The organism is Oceanisphaera sp. (genome assembly GCF_048268965.1).
Taxonomy (GTDB): domain Bacteria; phylum Pseudomonadota; class Gammaproteobacteria; order Enterobacterales; family Aeromonadaceae; genus Oceanimonas.
The window spans coordinates 13,077-33,214 of record NZ_JBLWUK010000009.1 but is presented as its reverse complement, the minus strand read 5'-3'; the positions used below and the strand labels follow the sequence as shown (position 1 = coordinate 33,214).

At 49.6% G+C, this 20,138-nt stretch carries 15 protein-coding genes; 9 read left to right on the top strand and 6 right to left on the bottom strand.

Features of this window, described 5'->3' with window-relative positions; genetic code table 11:
- Window positions 1-355 precede the first annotated feature (355 nt).
- The 6 genes from tesB to ACN0VL_RS06225 form a co-directional block, all read right to left on the bottom strand.
- Window positions 356-1,216: an acyl-CoA thioesterase II gene (gene tesB / locus ACN0VL_RS06250; RefSeq protein WP_417615587.1), complete on the bottom strand. Its 861-nt coding sequence runs from the start codon at window positions 1,214-1,216 to the stop codon at window positions 356-358.
- A 1,579-nt stretch (window positions 1,217-2,795) separates the two neighbouring features.
- On the bottom strand, window positions 2,796-3,245 hold the full coding sequence (locus tag ACN0VL_RS06245) for an REP-associated tyrosine transposase (RefSeq protein WP_417615585.1): 450 nt from the start codon (window positions 3,243-3,245) through the stop codon (window positions 2,796-2,798).
- A gap of 561 nt (window positions 3,246-3,806) precedes the next feature.
- On the bottom strand, window positions 3,807-5,975 hold the full coding sequence (locus tag ACN0VL_RS06240) for a YjbH domain-containing protein (protein ID WP_417615583.1): 2,169 nt from the start codon (window positions 5,973-5,975) through the stop codon (window positions 3,807-3,809).
- Complete coding sequence (locus ACN0VL_RS06235; RefSeq protein ID WP_417615581.1) at window positions 5,972-6,721, bottom strand: capsule biosynthesis GfcC family protein; 750 nt, start codon at window positions 6,719-6,721, stop codon at window positions 5,972-5,974. The genes ACN0VL_RS06240 and ACN0VL_RS06235 overlap by 4 nt, the downstream gene beginning before the upstream one ends.
- Window positions 6,718-7,383: a YjbF family lipoprotein gene (locus ACN0VL_RS06230; RefSeq protein ID WP_417615579.1), complete on the bottom strand. Its 666-nt coding sequence runs from the start codon at window positions 7,381-7,383 to the stop codon at window positions 6,718-6,720. Before ACN0VL_RS06230 ends, ACN0VL_RS06235 begins: the two co-directional genes overlap by 4 nt.
- Window positions 7,384-7,595: 212 nt before the next feature.
- Window positions 7,596-7,793: a hypothetical protein gene (locus tag ACN0VL_RS06225; protein ID WP_417615578.1), complete on the bottom strand. Its 198-nt coding sequence runs from the start codon at window positions 7,791-7,793 to the stop codon at window positions 7,596-7,598.
- Window positions 7,794-8,496: 703 nt separating this feature from the next.
- Between ACN0VL_RS06225 and ACN0VL_RS06220 the strand changes: the two genes are divergently transcribed.
- The 9 genes from ACN0VL_RS06220 to ACN0VL_RS06180 all read left to right on the top strand — a co-directional run bounded on the left by ACN0VL_RS06220 (window position 8,497) and on the right by ACN0VL_RS06180 (window position 20,138).
- Window positions 8,497-9,615 (top strand): polysaccharide export protein, encoded by a 1,119-nt coding sequence (locus tag ACN0VL_RS06220; protein WP_417615576.1) that lies wholly within the window; start codon window positions 8,497-8,499, stop codon window positions 9,613-9,615.
- A 242-nt stretch (window positions 9,616-9,857) separates the two neighbouring features.
- Complete coding sequence (locus ACN0VL_RS06215) at window positions 9,858-10,292, top strand: low molecular weight protein-tyrosine-phosphatase (RefSeq protein WP_417615574.1); 435 nt, start codon at window positions 9,858-9,860, stop codon at window positions 10,290-10,292.
- Window positions 10,293-10,416: 124 nt separating this feature from the next.
- On the top strand, window positions 10,417-12,627 hold the full coding sequence (locus ACN0VL_RS06210; RefSeq protein ID WP_417615572.1) for a polysaccharide biosynthesis tyrosine autokinase: 2,211 nt from the start codon (window positions 10,417-10,419) through the stop codon (window positions 12,625-12,627).
- A 211-nt stretch (window positions 12,628-12,838) separates the two neighbouring features.
- Window positions 12,839-13,957 carry a non-hydrolyzing UDP-N-acetylglucosamine 2-epimerase gene (wecB, locus tag ACN0VL_RS06205; protein ID WP_417615570.1) on the top strand — a complete coding sequence of 373 codons (1,119 nt, stop codon included), beginning with the start codon at window positions 12,839-12,841 and terminating at the stop codon, window positions 13,955-13,957.
- Window positions 13,958-14,014: 57 nt separating this feature from the next.
- Window positions 14,015-15,295: a UDP-N-acetyl-D-mannosamine dehydrogenase gene (gene wecC / locus ACN0VL_RS06200; protein ID WP_417615569.1), complete on the top strand. Its 1,281-nt coding sequence runs from the start codon at window positions 14,015-14,017 to the stop codon at window positions 15,293-15,295.
- Window positions 15,292-16,830: an MATE family efflux transporter gene (locus tag ACN0VL_RS06195; RefSeq protein ID WP_417615567.1), complete on the top strand. Its 1,539-nt coding sequence runs from the start codon at window positions 15,292-15,294 to the stop codon at window positions 16,828-16,830. Before wecC ends, ACN0VL_RS06195 begins: the two co-directional genes overlap by 4 nt.
- A gap of 33 nt (window positions 16,831-16,863) precedes the next feature.
- Entirely contained in the window at window positions 16,864-17,991 is a 1,128-nt protein-coding gene (locus ACN0VL_RS06190) for a polysaccharide pyruvyl transferase family protein (protein WP_417615565.1), read from the top strand.
- Window positions 17,981-18,955 carry a glycosyltransferase family 2 protein gene (locus ACN0VL_RS06185; RefSeq protein ID WP_417615563.1) on the top strand — a complete coding sequence of 325 codons (975 nt, stop codon included), beginning with the start codon at window positions 17,981-17,983 and terminating at the stop codon, window positions 18,953-18,955. Before ACN0VL_RS06190 ends, ACN0VL_RS06185 begins: the two co-directional genes overlap by 11 nt.
- Before the next feature lie 64 nt (window positions 18,956-19,019).
- A complete protein-coding gene (locus ACN0VL_RS06180; protein ID WP_417615562.1) occupies window positions 19,020-20,138 on the top strand; it encodes a hypothetical protein in 1,119 nt (372 codons plus the stop codon).

The window sequence follows — 20,138 nt, the reverse complement described above, 5'->3', positions numbered from 1 at the left end:
AGTGTTGAATGTTGAATGTTGAGTGTTGAGTGTTGAGTGTTGAGTGTTGAGTGTTGAGTGTTGAATGTTGAATGTTGAATGTTGAATGTTGAATGTTGAGTTAATATTTTAAGATTATTTGCCACGGAATCCACTGAACCCACGGAAAAGTAGAGATAAGATCTGAATAAACCAATTTAATGGTTAAGCCCTTACAAAGTTTATGACTTGGTCATTTTTCGATCTTATCTTGATTTTTCTGTGGATTCCGTGTTCTTCCGTTGCAAAAATGGTTTTGGTTTTGGTTTTGGTTTTGGTTTTGGTTTTGGTTTTGGTTTTGGTTTTGGTTTTAACTTCCAGCTTTACGCTTCACCCTTCACTGTCTTTGACGGATGATGCCTTCTTGCATGGCGGTGGCGACCAGGGTGCCGTCCTGGGTGTAGAAGCGGCCTTGTACCAGGCCTCGGCCAGCTATGGCGCGGGGGCTTTCCATGGCGAAGAGGATCCAGTCGTCAAACCGGAAGTCTTGATGAAACCACATGGAATGATCTATGGTCGCCACTTGTAACTGAGGCTCCCAAAATGAATGGCCGTGGGGCATGAGCGAAGTAGGCAAAAAATTAAAGTCCGAGGCGTAGGCCAGCAGGTATTTATGAATGCGCGGATCGTTGGGCAGGATACCATTGGCTTTAAGCCAGATGTGGCGTACCGGCTCGGCTTTTTCGGGCTGCATGGGGTTAACATAGTTAACCTGACGCATTTCTATGGGCTTGTCGGACAGCCATCTGTCTTTTACCGACGGCGGTAAATACTGCGCCAGTGCCTTTATGCGTTCACTTTCGGGCGTGAGCCCAGTAGGACCTGCAACGTTCGGCATGGGCGCCTGATGTTCAAAACCGGCCACCGGCTCTTGAAAAGACGCCGTCATATAAAAAATCGGCTTGCCGTGCTGCAAGGCTTGTACTCGACGCGTAGAAGTAGTTTTGCCATCGCGAATGGTTTCTACGTCGTAAATGATAGGCTTGTTGACATCGCCCGGGCGCAAGAAGTAAGAATGGAATGAATGCACCGGCCGTTCTGGCTCCAGAGTGTATTTGGCGGCGGCCAACGCCTGCCCCATTACCTGGCCACCAAACACGGCGCCAAAGCCTAAGTCCATACTCTGGCCCCGATACAAGCCTTTGTCTAACGGCTCTAGTGCCAGCAGGGTCAATAATTCATCCAATGCCTGACTCATCAATTTCTACCTGTTTATACAACTGGTCTTACAAGCTATCAAAGAAAGCGGAGATCGGAAAGCGAACAAGCGCCCCTTGACTCGCAAAGCCGATGCTGTTGTAGGCGCATACATGTTTTCTCGGTGATACGAGTTTTGTAGGCGCATACTTGCTCGCGCGGTTTGGTGCTTAATGTTTACCCTGTTGCACAGGGTCCGCCGAAGTCCTCTTTACCAAAGAGACGGGGCGGACTACAAACGTCGTGTGTGTTTGTAGGCGCATACTTGTTCGCGCGGTTTGGTGCTTAATGTTTACCCTGTTGCACAGGGTCCGCCAAATAAATGGGCGGGCTACAAACGACGTGTGGTTTTGTAGGCGCATACTTGTTCGCGCGGTTTGGTGCTTAATGTTTACCCTGTTGCACAGGGTCCGCCAAATAAATGGGCGGGCTACAAACAACGTGTGTGTTTGTAGGCGCATATTTATTCGCGCGATGGGATGCTGTTTGCTGCACCAGCTGCGCTGGTCCGCCAAACAAGTGGGCGGACTACAAACGGCGTGTGTTTTTGTAGGCGCATACTTGTTCGCGCAGCCCAAAGAAAAAGGGCAACCTGTGGTTGCCCTTTAAAGTGTCGTTGGCTTGTTCCGTAAACCTGGTTGCTCCCTGCAGTCCCTGACTTTACTCTCCTGCTTCTTCCCGTTCCCTTGGGTTACTGACTCTTCCTGAATGGTTGCTCCTGCTACCATGCTCTCCTTCCCGGAGGTGTCCCTGCTCGCATCCTGCGGTGTTCCTCTTGGCCGCCCTGGCCGTGTCCTGTTGCCATCCCGGCTGCTGGCTTTCCTTACCAACGTTACCTTCTCAGGCTTCCTGTTCGTCCTTGTAACGGCTCCTTGCCGATGCTCCTGATAGCTTACCTGCCTGTACGCTTCCTGCGTGCCAGCTGCCTTGCTGTTGGTAGTAATGATACGAGCTTTAACGGGCAAAGTTACCCTGAAAACAAACTCTTGGTCTGGTTAAATTATATTCTAAATCAATAAAGTCTTGTTATTCATATGGTTGCGAACACGCTTGAGCTCAGGGCTGCAGCATAAACCGCCTTGTCCCCCACATTCTTGAGAGATCTCTTACAGGGGGCAAAGCTGAAAGCTTGAAAAAGAGCCACGCCAGATGTTGATGATGTATTCTGTAGGCGCATATTTATTCGCGCGATGGGGGCTGTTTGCTATACCAGCTGCGCTGACCGCCGAAGTCCTCTTTACCAAAGAGACGGGGCGGACTACAAACGGCGTGTGTTTTTTGTAGGCGCATACTTGTTCGCGCGATGTGGTGCTGTTTGCTGCACCAGCTACGCTGGCCGCCAAATAAATGGGCGGACTACAAACGACGTGTGTTTTTTGTAGGCGCATACTTGTTCGCGCGGTTGGGGGCTGTTTGCTATACCAGCTACGCTGGCCGCCAAATAAATGGGTGATCTACAAACGGCGTGTGTTTTTGTAGGCGCATACTTGTTCGCGCGATGGGGTGCTATTTGCTATACCAGCTGCGCTGGTCCGCCGAAGTCCTCTTTACCAAAGAGACGGGGCGGGCTACAAAAGGCGCTATAACCACATTGCATCCCATAGCGGGTAATCCCCGACTTTGGACACCAAATTAGCCCGAAGAGGATTAGCGACTATGTAGCGAGCTATCTGCTTGATATCTTCTTCTTTCCGTAATGCATGTTCGTTAAAGCCTTTTTGCCAAAGAGGGCCTGTTCTTTGCGGGTGCCCATTGACTGCAGAAGTTGAACGGCCCTTAAAACGCTTTAGTACACCCGGCAAAGAAGCCGTTTCGCGCAGCTGCATTAGCCAGTGGAGATGATCTGGCATCACTACCCATGCCAATGAATCAGCGTATTGATTGTCCTGCAAATATTTAAGCTCCTGAACAACAATCCGTCCTGCTTGCCAAGACCTGAATAGCGGTGCGCGCTGATGGGTACAAATGGTGATGTGATAAATTTGAAAGGGTAGGGATTTTCTGCCAGCCAATGCGTCGTGGTAGGTCATGATTCATCCTTGAAATGTAGTGATGAATGTTTATGAGTCTAGCGGTGCGTGGCATGTATTTGTAGGCGCACACGAGTTCGCGCGGTGATACGTGGTTTGTAGGCGCATATTTATTCGTGCGATTTAGTGTTGTTGGTTGTTCCAGCTACGCTGGCCGCCGAACAAGTGGGCGGGCTACAAAGGACGTATTTTTTTGTAGGGGCATACTTGTTCGCGCGATGTGGTGCTGTTTGCTGCACCAGCTACGCTGGCCGCCAAATAAATGGGCGAGCTACAAACGGCGTGTGTTTTTTGTAGGCGCATATTTATTCGCGCGGTTTGGTGTGGTTTGTTGTACCAGCTGCGCTGGCCGCCTAACAAGTGGGCGGGCTACAAACGACGTATTTTTTTGTAGGCGCATATTTATTCGCGCGGTTTGGTGGTGTTGGTTGTTCCAGCTACGCTGGCCGCCGAACAAGTGGGCGGGCTACAACAAAAACCCCGAGCTTGTCGGCTCGGGGTTTGGTTATCTTTGGTGCTTAGAGACTGGCGCCGGGGGCTGGGCGCCTGGCGCTTATGTTATTAAAGCCCAAAAAACGGTGCTCTAGCATCGGTTAGCCCGTATAGCCCGTAGCGTCGGCCCAGCATTTGGCCGCCGTCGCGGGTGAGCGGTATCCAGCTGATGGTCGAACTGGTGGTGCTGGGGCGTACCGTCAGCAAGTCGAACGGAATAGATATATAGAAGCCTTTGGTGAAGCTGCCTTCGCCATAATCCTCGGACGACACATTGGTAAGGGTGGCAAAAGCGCCGGCCACTACGCCGCTGTCGAACTTGTGGGAAAGTTCAAAGGTCATGCCCTTGTCGCCGGCAAGGTACTGGCCCGTTTGCAGTTGCAACAGGGTGTCGTCCAGCCAGGGCAGCTCGTAATAAGCCCCCAGGTGGCCGGTGGTTACCGCATAGTCCAGCATGCCAAACTGAGAATCGAAATCCCGCTGTTTTACCCAGTTAAGGTTGGCACCCAGCGCCCAGTTAGTCTCGGCAGGGCGGTATAGCACCTCACCGCCGGCACCGGCATACATCAGCTCTAAATAGCCGCCATAGGCCTGGGCGTACCAGTTGGGAGCCAGCCGGTCCATCCAGGTGAGTTGCAGGTTTTGCATCCGTACCGGGCTGTCTTTTATGTATTTTCTTACCAGAGTACGTACCGGTGGTAGTACCTGTACCCTGCCCCGGTAGTTTTCATCTATTTTGTCGTAGTTGTCAGCCAGGTTGATATAGGCGGCGGTAGAGGCCAGCCAATGGTCGGCAAGGTTAACTTCCAAATCACCCAGCAAACCAATTTGATAGATATAAAACGACTCGGGGCCACCAAACGACTGTTGCAGCACCGGTGATATGCCAAAACGGTAACGGCTGTCTACTGCAGCCACGTCGGTGGCATCGGCATAATCGCCTGGCTCGGCCCGGGTCATGGCATCGTTGAAGCTGGCGCCAATGTAGGAGTTATCTGCGGCCAGGCGCAGGGCAGCCATGTCAAATTGCTGCTCGGTAAGCGGCAGATTTTTCTTGGTTTCTACCAGCCGCACCTGCTCTACATCGGCCGGCACCTGGTTGGCAAACAGCATACCGGCACGGGCGTGGGCTTCGGCTCTGTCGCGGTATTTACTCTGCTCGGCTGTTACGATCAGCGTATTGTCCTGGCGCACGATAGCCGCGTTGCCATAACCGGCGTTTCTGGCCAGGTCACCCTGCAACCGGCCCCAGTCCGCTTGCCCATATTCCGACAGAATGTCCGGCTGATTGTCTGGCTGATACTCAGGATGGGGCAGGTCGTTCCAGCTGGGCTTGAGTTCATTGAAGTTGGTGCGCATGGTCACACCCAGGTTCATGGTGTTGCCTCGCTCCAGCCCCGCGTGCACATCCAGCCAGTCGAACACCCGATACACCGCACCGACGTTAATGGGCGCATCTACCTCTAAGGTGCCTGCTTCTTCAAATTTACCCAGGGTGGCATCATCCACATAATCGTTGCTGTCGTATTCCAGCTTTAACCGCAGCGGTTGCCAGGGGGTTTGATACTCGACCCCACCAAACAATGCAGCCGGCCCCTTGAACATGCGCTGTATTTCAAAAGAGCCAACTTTATCGTGGTTTTCTTCGGGCCGGCTGCAATATTTGTCGGCCACTTCGCAAAAGGGGTTGCTGATGTTGCCCCGGGCACCCAGGTAACCCCACCCCATGCCCAGGGTAAAGTCCAACGGGCCAAGGCGCTTGCTGGCCGCGACAAATTCGGAGGCAAACAGCCCGGTACCGCCAAAATCGCGCACGCCAGCACTCAGCTCTGGTAACCACTGGCGTTCTTTCAGCAGCCGAAACTTGGCATCTATGCCCTTATCTTTTAGTGTTTGGTCACCACTAAATTCGGGTCTGTTGCTGTACAGTACGGTGCGCACATCCACATAGCGCACCGTGGCTTCCAGCCAGGGAAATAGCTGCAAAGACAAGGAGTAACGGCGGTACTGGTCGGTATCAAAATAGTTGATGCTAAACTCGCCCTCTTTGTTCATGCGGGCAGAAGGCATTTGCATCAGGCCGGTGCCACCAAAGTCGGACTGAGACGGCATGGGCACAAAGGGCGTCAGCTCATCGGCCCGGGCGGGGGCGTGCAATATCAAGGCAACGGCGGCGGCCAGAGCGGCACAGTTAAGGGGCAGAGAATGAAAATGAAAAAAGTGAAAAGGCTGGTTCATGGTTTTTTGTTCGCAAAAAGAGTCATAATCTGCTGGTTAAGCTCGTCAAAACCGGCAGGCAAATGCTTGAAGCCCACATACAGGGTGGCCCCCGGGGCAACACCGACAAACTCCGGTGCAAAGGGGTCTACGCCGCTGCTCACAATAACGCCGTCTGGCTGTATCACCCATATATTGTCCGAGTCTGCTTCTGGCAGGGTGCTTAGCCGTTTACCGTAGTCGTAAGCGAAGGCGCCCCCCACAAAGGGGCGTTTACCGGGCAGGCGTACCAACCCCTGAGCCCACACAATATCGGGCCGGCCCCGCAAGGCTAACCGGTATTCGCCATCCAGCAAGGGGTTGTGCGTTGGCTGCAGTCGCACCAAGTCATAGTCCATACTGACTGGCTGATAGGCAGCAAGGGGTAGGGCGCGCAACTGGGCCAGCAGCTCGTAAGTACTGCGCAGGCCACCATGGTTGCCTTTGCGTGCCCAGTATTGCCCCAGGCGCTCAAGCTGGTCTGTTACCTGGCGGTGTAATGTGGTTAGCTCTGCCAACTCATCTTTGGCCTGGCTGGTGAGTACCGACCAGCGCGGATCCACCCCTGCCTCATGCAAGGCGGCCAGCACCTGCTGCCAGCGTACCGGTTGGGAATATTGTTGGTTTAGCTCTGCGTTGGGTGAAACCTCTACCACCGTATTGGCTTGAAGCTGGGTAGAAACAGCAGCAGAGATCAAAGCGAAAAACACAAAAAATAATGGCTTCATGGTTGATAAGGCTTAATAAAGGTGATTTCTACCTCGGGTTGCCCCGGGCCAATAAACTGGCGGCTTTTAATGACTTTTCCGCTATCGGGCGACAGCCAAAAAGTATTCTGTAGCTGGCGGTTAAATTTGGAATAACGCACATGCTCGGTGAATTTTACCAACCTAACGGGCGTACCCAGAATGTTTTGTGACTCTTCGCCGTTATATTCAAAGCGCGAGACAGAGGTATAGCCGCTGATATAACCCGGTTGCCAGTCTTGCTCACTGGCCCAGCGCAAATCCTGGCGTTGCTGCATCAAGGTCAATAAGCGGGGCAAGGGGTCTGCCGACAAGTTGCCGGTGTAAACCAGATCCTGTTCAAAGCCCAGGGTCTTGATTAAGCGGCCATGTTGGGTAACCAGCATTTTTTTATCTTGCGTGACCCATTTAAGTTGTTCGCCCTCTGCCAAGGCCAATGCAGAAAGCACCCGAGGGCCATGGCCCCATTTTAGTTGAATGGCGGCATAGGGCAGGGCGGCTACCTGCTGCCGGGTTAGGGGCACATCGTTATAGCCGAGAGCGGCCACCCGTAGCGAGTCGCCAATGTCGTGTACCTTTTGGCTGCAGCCAGAAAGTGCCAGCAGGCTTGCCAGCAATAGGCATGAACAAGGTTTTTTTATCATGTGAGTTCAACAATACATAAAAAGGGGCCTGAGCCCCTTGGTAAATAATCAGCAACACACAACAAAATGTGCAGCTTAAGCTTAGTTGGTGCCAGTAGTACCAGTAGTACCAGTAGTACCAGTAGTGCCAGGTGTAACGGCACCAGCGCTGTTGCTACTACCAGATGCAGCAACGGCAATACCTGCGGCCACGGCCACGGTTGCGGCGGCGGCTACCGCAGCGGTACCCAGACTAACGGCGGTGCCAGCGGCAATACCACCGGCTGCACCTGCGCCTGCACCAGCAGCGCCGGCTGCACCTGCGCCTGCACCAGCAGCGCCGGCTGCACCCGCACCGGTTGCACCCGCACCGGTTGCACCCGCACCGGTTGCAGCGCCACCAGCACCTGCACCACTACCGGCGGCAGCACCGGCGCCAGATTCGGTTTGAGCCTGCACAGGCAAGGCCAACGCCGCGCCCATTAATAAAGCAATAGTCGTCTTCTTCATATTTAATCTCCTGATCATAAACCGTACATCGAACGGTACAGCATACTGTATAAAATGCTTATAAGCAGCGCTGTAGCAACAGAGCATTCAATTTTTACCTACTGGCGAACAAATTACCATTTAAAAAAGTGCTTGGCTCATCAAAAAAATAATTGGAGCTGCTATTTTATCCATATCGTAAGTTGCTAATTTATGCGTATTGACCAACCCCCCGCTTTTTTGAGGCTACACAGCACATTAATTTGTGCTAAACTGCGCAAAATTTTTAGCTTGCCAAGCGTTCGCATATTGCAATGCACTTTGCGCTAAGGCTTCCGTGCGACAGGAAAACCGCTGCTGTTTTTAATAAAATGCTTACAAATCAGTAGTGTAAATAGAATGTATCAGCATCAAGGGGCTGTAACCTTGTGGCGGTAGCGTGTTTTTTTTGTGTTAGAGATCGCATTCAGCATGAGGTCGTTTTTTGATTAGTTGCCTGTGGTCCTGCTGATGCAGCTTATTATTACACCCTAATACATTGCGGTTGTTGGTTATATCTGGCTGGCTGCGCAACAGTGCCCACATACCCCACCAAGTACAGTTACTGTCAATTTTTCTTAATTAATTATTAGCAGATCTAACTTAATGAAATATGTCTATTCAGTTCCAGCATTAGTATTAACCGGCGCTTTGCTCAGTGCCTGTACCGTGATCCCCGGCTCTCACTTTTCTAACTCGTACGGCACTGTGGTGGACCAATATCACGACCAGAGTGACGATTTAAGCGAGCTGATCGACATTTACCCCATTACCGCAGGCTCTGTGGCCGCTATGCCGGTCGCCAAACCCGTCGTGCCGGCCTCCGATAAAACACTTCGCGATCAAATAGCAGAGTACGATTATTTAGTGGGCCCCGGCGATGTGTTAAGCGTAACCGTGTGGGATCACCCCGAGCTGACCACCCCTGCCGGGCAATACCGCAGCTCGGAAGAAGCCGGCAACTGGGTGCATACCGACGGCACCATGTTTTATCCCTACATAGGCAACATTCAGGTAGCCGGCTTAAAAGTCAGTGAAGTTCGCGACCTTATCAGCAAGCGTCTGGCCCGTTACGTAGAAAGCCCGCAAGTAGACGTGACCATAGCCGCATTTCGCTCCAAGTGGGTATACGTGACCGGCGAAGTAGAAAACCCCGGCACTCTGCCGATTACCAATATTCCGCTTACTTTAGTCGATGCCGTGAGCAAGGCCGGCGGCGTAACCGAGCATGCCGACTGGCAAACCGTGGTGCTTAATCGTGGCGAGCAAACTTATCGCTTCTCGCTGCGCGACCTGTATAAAGACGGTGACGTAAGCCAGAACATGCTGCTGCAGCCCAACGACGTTATTAACATTAACCGTAACGACGATAGCAAAGTATTTGTGCTGGGCGAAGTAGGCAAACAGCAAACCCTGCCCATGGGCCGCAATGGTAAAACCCTGGCAGAAGCCCTGGCCGATGCCGAAGGCATCAGCCAGGTTACCGCAAACGCGACCGGCATATTTGTGTTCCGCCGCGCCCCTCAAGAAAGCGGCCGCATCGCCGATGTTTATCAGCTTAATGCCAAAAATGCCGCCGCCCTGGTGCTGGCCGACAGCTTCCGTTTGCAAGAACGCGACATTGTCTATGTAACCGCCGCCCCGGTATCCCGCTGGAACCGCGTTATTGGTCAACTGTTACCCACATTGTCTGGCCTAAACACCGGCTCACGCCTCGGCGAATAAACGGGGCAACAGTGGTGAGTGTTTAATGTTGAGTTAATTCAAAACCAAACATTCAAACCTCTTCGCAACGGAACCCACGGAAGAACACGGAAAAATTAAGATGGGATAAGGTCGAAAAGTGACCAAGGTATACTTTAGTAAGGTCTTAACTATTAGAAAGGTTTATTCAGATCTTATCTCTATATTTCCGTGTGGTCCGTGGATTCCGTTGCGAAAAATCTTTACTTATCTGAGAGTTAAAAATGTTTGATAATATTCTAGTGGTCTGTGTAGGCAATATTTGCCGCAGCCCCACCGCCGAGTTTCTGCTTAAACAAGCCTTACCCAACAAAATCGTGCATTCCGCCGGCCTTGGTGCCCTGGTAGATCACGATATAGATGCCACGGCCAAAAAAGTAGCCGAGCAGCACGGTCTGGCTTGCCCTACCCACAGCGCCCGCCAGCTTACCAAACAGCTGTGCCGCGAAGCAGATGTGATCCTGGTAATGGAAAACAACCATAAAGAAGGCATCACCCGCCTGGCCCCCGAAGCCCGAGGCAAAACCTTTTTACTAGGGCAGTGGAACAATAACCAGGAAATTCCCGACCCTTACAAAAAAAGCGAAGAAGCCTTCGAACACGTTTATAAGCTAATAGCAAACAACTGCAACCTCTGGGCGAAAAAGCTAGCTAAATAAATTGTTAAGGGGGGAGTGTTATGGGGGAAGGGGACTACATGTAATAAACCGTGTCTGCAGGTTTGCTTCACTCTTCACTCTTCACTCTTCACTCTTTACCTTTAATTAAACAAGAGAAATAGTAATGACACAGCAAGCTACTATTAACACCTCGCCTCACCAGTCGGCGTCGCAAGATGACGAAATAGACTTGGGCCGCCTGTTTGGCCAGCTGCTGGACGGCAAATGGCTGATCATAGGCATAACCGCCGTAGCCATGGCCATTGGCATCGCCTATGCACTGCTGGCCACTCCTGTGTACAAGGCTAACGCTCTGCTACAGGTAGAAGAAAAATCCACAGGTATGCCCGCCCTGGGTGAAATGACCGACCTGTTCTCGCAAGAGAGCAACGCCACGGCAGAGATAGAGCTTATCCGTTCCCGAATGGTGTTGGGGGCCGCTATCGACGAGCGCAAGCGTGACATAATTGTGGAACCCAACTACTTTCCGTTGTTCGGCCGCTTTATGGTAAGTCGTTACCAGGGCGAACAACCGGCCGAGACCAGCCTGTTTGACAGTTACGCCTGGGGTGGTGAACAAATAAAAGTGAGCCAGCTGACGGTGCCGGACTATTTTCTGGATGAGCCACTTACCCTGCGTGCCACAGAGCAGGGCTTTGTTCTGATGGATGATAACGGCACAGAGCTGCTGCGTGGCCGGGCTGGCAAGCTTGCCGAACAAAACGGCATCAGCCTGCTGCTGACTGATTTGGTTGCCCGTCCGGGGACCGAATTTACGGTGATGCGAGCTAGTCGCCTGCAGGCCATTACCGACCTGGGGGAATATTTAAGTGTAAGCGAAAAAGGCAAGGCCAGCGGCATCCTGTCCCTTAGCCTGACCGGCACCGACCAGGCCGACATTGCCGCTACTCTTAATGCGGTGGCACGCCAGTATTTGTTGCAGAATATTCAGCGCATGTCCGCCGAGGCAGAAAAAAGTCTCATCTTTTTGACCGAGCAACAGCCAGAGCTTAAAGCGAAACTGGATCAGGCCGAAGAGCGACTGAACCAGTATCGCCAGCAACATAAATCGGTGGATCTGGGGCTGGAAACCCAGAGCGTACTCACCCAGATAGTGGAGCTGGAAAAGCAACTCAACGAGCTGTCATTCAAAGAGTCGGAAATCAGCCGATTGTATACTCGTGCCCACCCCAGCTACCAGGCCCTGCTGGAGAAAAAGCAGGCACTGCTCAAAGACAAAAAACAGCTGGCCGACCAGGTGGAAAACTTGCCGGCTACGCAGCAAGAAGTACTGCGCCTGACCCGCGATATGCAGGTAAGCCAGGAGATTTACATTCAGCTGCTTAACAAGGTGCAAGAGCTGAACATAGTCAAAGCCGGCACCGTGGGCAATGTACGCATTATTGATGATGCAGTAGCAGAGCCCAAGGCGGTAGCACCCAAAAAGCAATTGATTGTGGCCATCGCTACCCTGTTGGGTGGCATGCTGAGTGTGGGCCTGGTGCTGGTGCGCGGCATGCTTAATCGCGGGGTAGAAAACCCGGAAGACTTTGAACAAGCAGGCATGAGTGTATATGCCAGCGTGCCGTTAAGTGCAGAGCATCAAAAGAAAGTACTGGGCTTTAACAAACGCAAACAAACAGCAGCACAAGGTGGCCTGTTATTAGCCACTTACAACCCGACCGATTTAGCCATAGAATCACTTCGTGCGTTGCGCACCAGCCTGCATTTTGCCATGCTGGAGGCTAGCAACAATGTCATTGCCATTGGCGGCCCTAGCCCGGAGGTAGGTAAGTCTTTCATCAGTTCTAACCTGGCAGCCATTTGTGCCCAGTCCGGGCAAAAAGTACTGTTAATCGATGCCGACATGCGTAAAGGCTATCTGCATAATATTTTTAATACAAAGAACGAGCAGGGGTTGTCCGAGCTATTAACGGGGCGTTTAGCATTATCGCAAGCCGTACACAGCACAGAAGTAAACAACCTGCACTTTATGCCCCGTGGCCAAGTGCCGCCGAACCCCTCCGAGCTGTTGATGCATGACAACTTCAGCAAACTGGTGGCAGAGGCAGGCAAGCAATATGATCTGGTGATTGTTGATACACCGCCAATCTTAGCGGTAACCGACCCGGTGATCATCAGCGCCCAGGCCGGCACTACGCTCATGGTCAGTCGCTTTGCTAAAAACCCGCTAAAAGAAGTAGAAGTGGCCCAACGTCGCTACCAACAAAATGGCATTGTTGTTAAAGGCATCGTCTTCAACGGGGTAGAACGTAAAGCATCAGCCTACGGTTATGGTAACTACGGCTACTACAACTACGAATACAAGTCTTAAATAAAGCTTTAGCTGGACGATTCCAACGTTCTTTCGTAGGGGCCACTTTTTGTGGAAGGAGTATTCGACCGCTCTGCTGTTGTTTTTGGGCACCTATTGTCGTTTCCGCGAAGGAACGTCATCCTCGCGTAGGTGGGGACGGGGATCCAGTGCAGTTTGAATTCTTTCGACCTGCGGTTCGCTTTCTGATTAAATTTCGGGGTAAATAACAATGAAAAAAGTCCTCACCGTATTCGGCACCCGGCCGGAAGCCATTAAAATGGCCCCCCTGGTTCACGCCTTGGCCGCTGATAACCGTTTTGAAGCCAAAGTTTGTGTGACTGCCCAGCATCGCGAGATGCTGGATCAGGTATTGGAGCTGTTTGAAATCACTCCGGACTACGATCTCAACATCATGAAGCCAGGTCAGAGCCTGAACGATGTGACCACCAGTATTTTGCTGGGCATGAAACCGGTGCTGGAAGAATTCCAACCGGATGCGGTACTGGTACACGGCGATACCGCCACTACCTTCGCCACCGCACTGGCGGCCTATTACCAGCAAATCCCGGTCGGGCATGTGGAAGCAGGTCTGCGCACCGGCAATATCTATTCTCCCTGGCCGGAAGAAGCCAACCGCAAGCTCACCAGTGCGGTTACCCGTTATCACTTGGCGCCTACCGAGACTTCTCAACAGAACCTGTTGAGAGAAGGCGTGAACGTTGCCGATATTTCCGTAACCGGCAACACTGTGATCGATGCGCTGTTCTGGGTTCGCAATAAAATAGCCATGAGTCAGCATCTAGAACAATCACTGGCGGCAGCCTATCCCTTTCTGGATAGCAGCAAAAAGCTGGTGCTGGTTACTGGGCATAGGCGAGAAAGCTTTGGTGGCGGTTTCGAGCGTATTTGTCAGGCACTTAAAAATATTGCCGAGGCGCACCCGGATGTGCAGGTGCTTTACCCCGTGCACCTTAACCCCAATGTGCAGGAGCCGGTAAACCGCCTGCTCAAGGGCGTGGATAACATCTTTTTGATCGAGCCTCAGGATTATCTGCCCTTTGTGTACCTGATGACCCGCGCCCACCTTATTCTTACCGATTCCGGCGGCATTCAGGAAGAAGCCCCTTCACTGGGCAAGCCGGTGCTGGTGATGCGCGATACCACAGAGCGGCCAGAAGCCGTAGCCGCCGGCACGGTAAAACTGGTAGGCACAGATATAACCAAAATTATCCAGGAGGTTGCTGCACTGGTTACCGATACCAACGCCTATGCTGCCATGAGCCAGGCGCATAACCCCTATGGCGACGGTGAGGCTTGCTTCCGTATCCTGGAAACATTGGCCAAATAGGCTATTCCCTATTCCCTATTCCCTATTCCCTACTTCCCATTTCCTCAAGGTTTTTAAATGCAATACCACACCATTTCCGTTATTGGTCTGGGCTACATAGGCCTGCCCACCGCCGCCGCCTTTGCCGCCCGCAAGAAAAAAGTGATAGGGGTAGACGTAAACCAGCATGCAGTAGACACTATCAACCAAGGCGAAATCCACATAGTAGAGCCGGAACTGGATATGGTGGTGCGCGCGGCGGTAACGGAAGGTTACTTACGTGCCACTACTACCCCTGAGCCTGCCGATGCCTTTTTGGTGGCTGTGCCCACTCCCTTCAAGGGCGATAATCACCAGCCGGATCTCGGCTATATAGAAGCCGCCAGCAAAGCCATTGCCCCAGTACTCAAATCCGGCAACCTGGTGATCCTGGAGTCCACTTCGCCGGTGGGCGCGACCGAACAGATGGCCGCCTGGCTGAACGAAGCCCGCCCGGATCTGACCTTTCCGCAAACCCATGGCAATGATGCCGACATCCGTATCGCCCACTGTCCGGAGCGGGTATTGCCCGGCCATGTAATGCGCGAGCTGGTAGAAAACGACCGGGTCATTGGCGGTATGTCGGCCAAGTGTTCCGAAGCAGCGGTAACCTTGTACAAAACCTTTGTACAAGGCGAGTGCGTTGTCACCAACGCCCGTACCGCCGAAATGGCCAAGCTGACTGAAAACAGCTTCCGCGATGTAAACATCGCCTTTGCCAACGAGCTTTCCATTATCTGCGACAAGCTGGATATCAATGTATGGGAGCTGATCAAGCTGGCCAACCGCCACCCACGGGTTAACATCCTTCAGCCCGGCCCTGGGGTTGGCGGCCACTGCATCGCGGTAGACCCCTGGTTTATCGTTAGTCAGGCACCGGAACAGGCCAGGCTTATCCGCACCGCACGAGAAGTGAACGATAGCAAGCCTCAGTGGGTGATTGACAGGGTCAAGTTGGCAGTAGCCGATTTCCTGCAAGCCAATCCGGAAAAAACTGCCAAGGATGTGACTATTGCCTGCCTAGGACTAGCCTTCAAGGCCGACATTGATGATTTACGGGAAAGTCCGGCGTTGGCGATTACTCAGAAAATTGCGGCAGAACATCCCGGTATTGTTGTTGCTGTAGAGCCGAACATAAAAGCGTTGCCTGAAAAGCTGAAAGGAAGCCTCTATCTGGTAAGCCAGGAAACTGCGGAAGCTGAAGCAGATATAAAAGTATTGTTGGTTGACCATAAAGAGTTCAAATCGAATCAGTATATATTCAACCCTAGGCAAAAAGTGGTTGATACTCGTGGTGTGATATCCAAGCAGCCCGTATGATGCAAAAGAACCACAAACGCATTCTGCGCAACACCGGCATGCTCTATTTGCGCATGCTGCTGGCCATGGTTGTGGGGCTATACACCTCCCGCGTGGTGCTGGATGTACTGGGTGTTGAGGACTTTGGTACTTACCATGTGGTGGCCGGCTTTGTCACCCTGCTGGGCTTTATGCTGGGTGCCATGACTACCGCCACCCAGCGTTATTTTGCTTTTGACCTGGGACAGAACGATGGCAGTAATCTGTGCAGCCTGTTTAATACCAGCCTGCATATTCACGTACTCATGGCGGCATGCATCGCGCTGGTGGCCGAAACGGTGGGCTACTGGTTTGTCAGCACCCAGTTGAGTATCCCGCACGACCGACTGGATGCCGCACTCATGGCCTATCATCTGTCGGTAGCCGCTTTTACTGTTAGCGTGATGACAGTCCCCCTGACCGCCATGCTGATGGCCAATGAACGCATGGGCCTGTTTGCTCTGATGAGCATGGCCGATGTCATGCTCAAACTGGTGGCGGTATTGCTGCTGCCATACCTCGCCTACGATAAACTCAGCATGTATGTCGCTCTGCTACTGGCCGTGGCACTGATTACTTTCAGCGGCTACCTGATAATCAACCGGACGATCTTTCCGGCAGTGCGGTTGCAGTGGAATTGGAATGGCGAGCACTTTCGCAGCATGTTGGGCTTCACCGCATGGAATACCTGGGGAAATTTGGCAGCGGCACTTTCGCAACATGGTAATAATGTACTGCTCAATATCTTCTTCGGTCCCACAGTTAACGCCGGTCGCAGTATCGCAGCTCAGGCCAATGGTGCCTTGTATCAGTTTGTTGCGAACGTACAAGCCGCTATCAATCCGCAAATTGTCAAGCAATACGCAGCCGGGCAACACCAGCAAATGCAGGAGCTGGTGCAGAAGGCATCGAAGTACAACTTCTTTCTACTACTCACACTGGCCATGCCGGTGCTGCTTTACACCGAACAACTGCTAGATATATGGCTGGTTGAGCCACCAGAGTATGCAGCTGTATTCTTGCAGTTGACAATCATCGCATCTTTGATCGAATCACTGTCCCGGCCATTGATGACCTCTGCCCAGGCCACAGGGAAAATTCGCTTATACCAATCCGTAGTCGGTGGGCTGCTTCTATTCAATGTGCCACTATCCTACTTGGCACTGACAATATGGAAGCAACCAACATTAGTGCTTTGGATCAGCACCATGTTGGAGGTAGCAGCCTTGGCTGCACGGCTGGTTATCCTACGGCGCCTGACTAACATGGCTGTTGCCAGTTATCTGAAGCTGGTTATAAGCCGTGTGATCATTGTTGCCTCGATTGCTGGATTAATTAATCACTTTATGGCTTTTCAGGATACCAACGGCATAGTGCTTACCCTCGGATTAACTATCAGCGTCATTAGTACGGTGGCTGTGCTCTATCTGGTAGGGCTAGATGCTAGGGAAAAAAGATACTTATCCAATTTGGCAGCCCAGTCATTTAGAAAGGTTTTTAACTTTGCTGGAAGTTAAATCCCAGCATGAAAATGTAAGGCAGTATTAATCATGAAAATTGCTATTATGACCCAGCCTCTGGGTAAAAATTACGGCGGCATCATGCAAGCCTGGGCATTGCAGCAGGTGCTCAAACGAATGGGGCACGAAGTTGTTACAATTGACCGCCAGCCCGATCAGCCCCCCCTAGCCTATAAGGCCACGCGCCTTGCTTACCGCGCCGGTATGAAAGCCATAGGCAAGCGCAAAGCCCCCATTAATTTTGAGAAACACCTGCCTTACATACTGCAAAATACCCGTAGCTTTATAGAGCAGCACATCACCATGTCTGAGCCGCTTTACAGCACACAACAGCTCAGAGAACACTTCGATCGTGAAAACTACGATGCCGTGATTGTTGGCAGTGACCAAGTCTGGCGACCAAAGTATTCTCCTTGCATTGAAAACTTTTTTTTGGATTTTCTTGAAGATAAGAAAATTAAACGTATAGCGTATGCGGCATCTTTTGGTGTGGATGAATGGGAGTATACCGAAGAACAAACCAAACGCTGCGCCGAACTTGCCAAGAAATTTGATGCCATCAGTGTACGAGAAGACTCAGGGGTAGAGCTTTGCAGAAAGCACTTGGGGGTTGAAGCGACACATGTGCTGGATCCGACGCTGCTGCTTGATAAAGAAGACTACCTACAGCTGATCGGGACGGCACGCTTAAAGTATAAGCCACAGGGCGTGTATACCTACTTCCTTGATAAGACGCCTGAAAAATTGGCGTTAGCCAATAGAGCTAGCGAAAAACTGGATGAAGCTGTTTACTCTTGCCAGGCAAAATTTACGGTAGGTGCGGATCACTGCAATGTAGATGGCTTTGTGATGGAAGATATTAGAGATTGGTTGGCTGGATTTGCTAATGCAGGCTATGTACTTACAGATTCGTTTCATGGAATGGTATTCTCCACATTATTCGAAAAGCCGTTCACAATCTCCAATAATATAGCCCGTGGGGCTGCTAGGTTTACTTCATTGTTAAATATGACTAATAACTTAAATGCATTGGAAGGTACTGAAATACTGCGTAGACAGGAATCAAATCCCTTAAGTGGTATAAAAAATAGTCATGGCCTTGTGGAAGTAAAGACGTTCTCACATTTTTTTATTGAGAAACAATCTAATGATAAATGAAACTAAATCCATTTTTTTCTCAATAATTTTACCTACTTACAATGTGGCAAAACACATCGACAGGTGTTTAGAATCATGCGTCAAGCAAACCTATACAAACTTTGAAGTTATCGTAGTAGACGACTGTGGAACCGATGACTCCATAAAAAAGGCTGATCAATGGGCTGAACTTGACTCACGTATCAAAATTGTTAGAAATCCAAAAAACTTGGGGACATATCATGCAAGACGCCATGGCGTAGAAGAGGCAAGAGGTGATTATATTGTTTTTTTGGATCCAGACGATGCACTTGATCAAAAAGCACTGGAATTAATTAGCTGTGAGGTTTATACAACACCTGTAGATATTGTTTTGTATGGTGTCAAAGAAGTGCCAGTGAATAATAAAAGGAAGGTTGATCTGCCAAGGCGCACCTTTAATAATGAGGAACTTCTAAAGAAACTGTTCTTAGAGAAAAAAAAACTAGGGTATGGCACACCAGGTAAAGCTTTTTTAAAAGCTACTCTACATAAAGCCTACGATGCAATAAAAGCTGATGTAAATGATAGGTTGGTATATGCAGAAGATGCATTGCTTTTTTATACGGTTTCTTTACTTTCAAACGCGTCAGTATCAATAGCACATCCACTTTATATATATTTTAGAGAATTTGATTCCATCACAAATAAAAATAGTGATGGTGATGTAATATTCAAATCAAAGCAGGTTTGCTTGGTGGTGTCCTATATTTATAGGATACTCTACTATTATGGGGGATCAAATAAAACTGCTGAAGAAGCTGGTAAGAAAGTAATTGGAAAATTACTTTCTGATGGTGCCCTTATTAAGCGTAATGTGAAAAGTTATAATTATTCTAATAACTATCTAAAGAATGTATACGAATCCTTCAAAATGCGCGGAGGATGCGCAGACATCATTAGAATAATTTGTTATGTTTCGAGTTTGGGTAGGGTTAAGCTTTGACTGATATAATCAAAAAAATTTGTAACTGGCCATTCGTAGAGTTTGTTTTTTTAAGGACTAAACTATGCATTCAGCAGTAAGGCTGCACAAAAAAAAAGCAAGCACTAAAGGGGTTGTTTCAGTTAGTATTTTGGCTTTGTTGCTCATATCACTAATAGACCCATTTGTTGATGGGATGCGGTATGCGAAATATGGTATCCCTATTATTTGTATTTTTGTATTTTTGGCAGATAAAGGACGTATTGTAACAGACGAATCAACTAGGCCGTTCCTTTTTCTGTCAGTTGTGACATTATTGATGAGCCCATTGGGTAATATAAATGGTGTTCATGATTTTTATTTTTATTTAACTGCGCTTTCGCCTTTTCTTCTTGGATGCGCACCAAATATATCACCAAAATTTTTTTTTAATATATTAGTTGTTTTTTTTGTTGGAATGTCAATTCCGGAAGTTTTAGATCATGGTTTTGAATACTCCATATTGGATTCAACGTCGACTTTAGAGAATGACTCTTTTTCTTTTGTTTTTGGTCTGTTTAGTGTTTTTTTCTTTTTAATAAAAGAAAAAAAGTATTTTGTTTTTTCTTTAGTGATGGCGGTGTTGGTTCTGAAACGAATTTCAATAATAGCTATCTTGGTAATATTCATAATATATTATATATTCCCAATTTGGATTTTAAAGAAAGCAAGGCTGGCTGGTTTGCTGATTAATTTTTTATTTTTACTGGTTGCATATTATATTACAACTGAGGCATTTCATGACTTATCCATAGAGCTTTTCAATGTTAATAGTGCTTATCTAACAATGGGAAGGACAGTTTTGTATGAGCCGGTTTTCTCTTCTACAATAAGTTTGGTTGATTTTTTATTTGGTCATGGTGCTGGTGAATCTTATACTATTGCTGCAGCGTCAATTTTTGTTGATGATGGTAAAGTAAATATTCATAGTGACATATTAAAAATATATTATGAGCTGGGTTTTATCGCTTTTGCTTTGTTTTTTGTTCTTGCATACAAACCACGTGATAAAAGTATTTTTTTGTTCATGTACGTCAATATTATTTTTTTTACGGATAATATTAGCACCTATTTCATTGTCATGTATGTTTATTTTTATCTATCAGAAGTTCTACGAAAAAATAAATATTTTCATGTCACTGGTAAGGTAGCTAATAAATTTTGA

Bases quoted from the DNA above. Each gene is read 5' to 3' on its own strand.
- ACN0VL_RS06210 (WP_417615572.1), top strand. From the start codon at position 10,417: ATGACACAGCAAGCTACTATTAACACCTCGCCTCACCAGTCGGCGTCG.
- ACN0VL_RS06190 (WP_417615565.1), top strand. From the start codon at position 16,864: ATGAAAATTGCTATTATGACCCAGCCTCTGGGTAAAAATTACGGCGGC.
- ACN0VL_RS06195 (WP_417615567.1), top strand. From the start codon at position 15,292: ATGATGCAAAAGAACCACAAACGCATTCTGCGCAACACCGGCATGCTC.
- ACN0VL_RS06180 (WP_417615562.1), top strand. From the start codon at position 19,020: ATGCATTCAGCAGTAAGGCTGCACAAAAAAAAAGCAAGCACTAAAGGG.
- ACN0VL_RS06185 (WP_417615563.1), top strand. From the start codon at position 17,981: ATGATAAATGAAACTAAATCCATTTTTTTCTCAATAATTTTACCTACT.
- ACN0VL_RS06230 (WP_417615579.1), bottom strand. From the start codon at position 7,383: ATGATAAAAAAACCTTGTTCATGCCTATTGCTGGCAAGCCTGCTGGCA.
- wecB (WP_417615570.1), top strand. From the start codon at position 12,839: ATGAAAAAAGTCCTCACCGTATTCGGCACCCGGCCGGAAGCCATTAAA.
- wecC (WP_417615569.1), top strand. From the start codon at position 14,015: ATGCAATACCACACCATTTCCGTTATTGGTCTGGGCTACATAGGCCTG.
- ACN0VL_RS06220 (WP_417615576.1), top strand. From the start codon at position 8,497: ATGAAATATGTCTATTCAGTTCCAGCATTAGTATTAACCGGCGCTTTG.
- ACN0VL_RS06240 (WP_417615583.1), bottom strand. From the start codon at position 5,975: ATGAACCAGCCTTTTCACTTTTTTCATTTTCATTCTCTGCCCCTTAAC.
- tesB (WP_417615587.1), bottom strand. From the start codon at position 1,216: ATGAGTCAGGCATTGGATGAATTATTGACCCTGCTGGCACTAGAGCCG.
- ACN0VL_RS06215 (WP_417615574.1), top strand. From the start codon at position 9,858: ATGTTTGATAATATTCTAGTGGTCTGTGTAGGCAATATTTGCCGCAGC.
- ACN0VL_RS06235 (WP_417615581.1), bottom strand. From the start codon at position 6,721: ATGAAGCCATTATTTTTTGTGTTTTTCGCTTTGATCTCTGCTGCTGTT.
- ACN0VL_RS06245 (WP_417615585.1), bottom strand. From the start codon at position 3,245: ATGACCTACCACGACGCATTGGCTGGCAGAAAATCCCTACCCTTTCAA.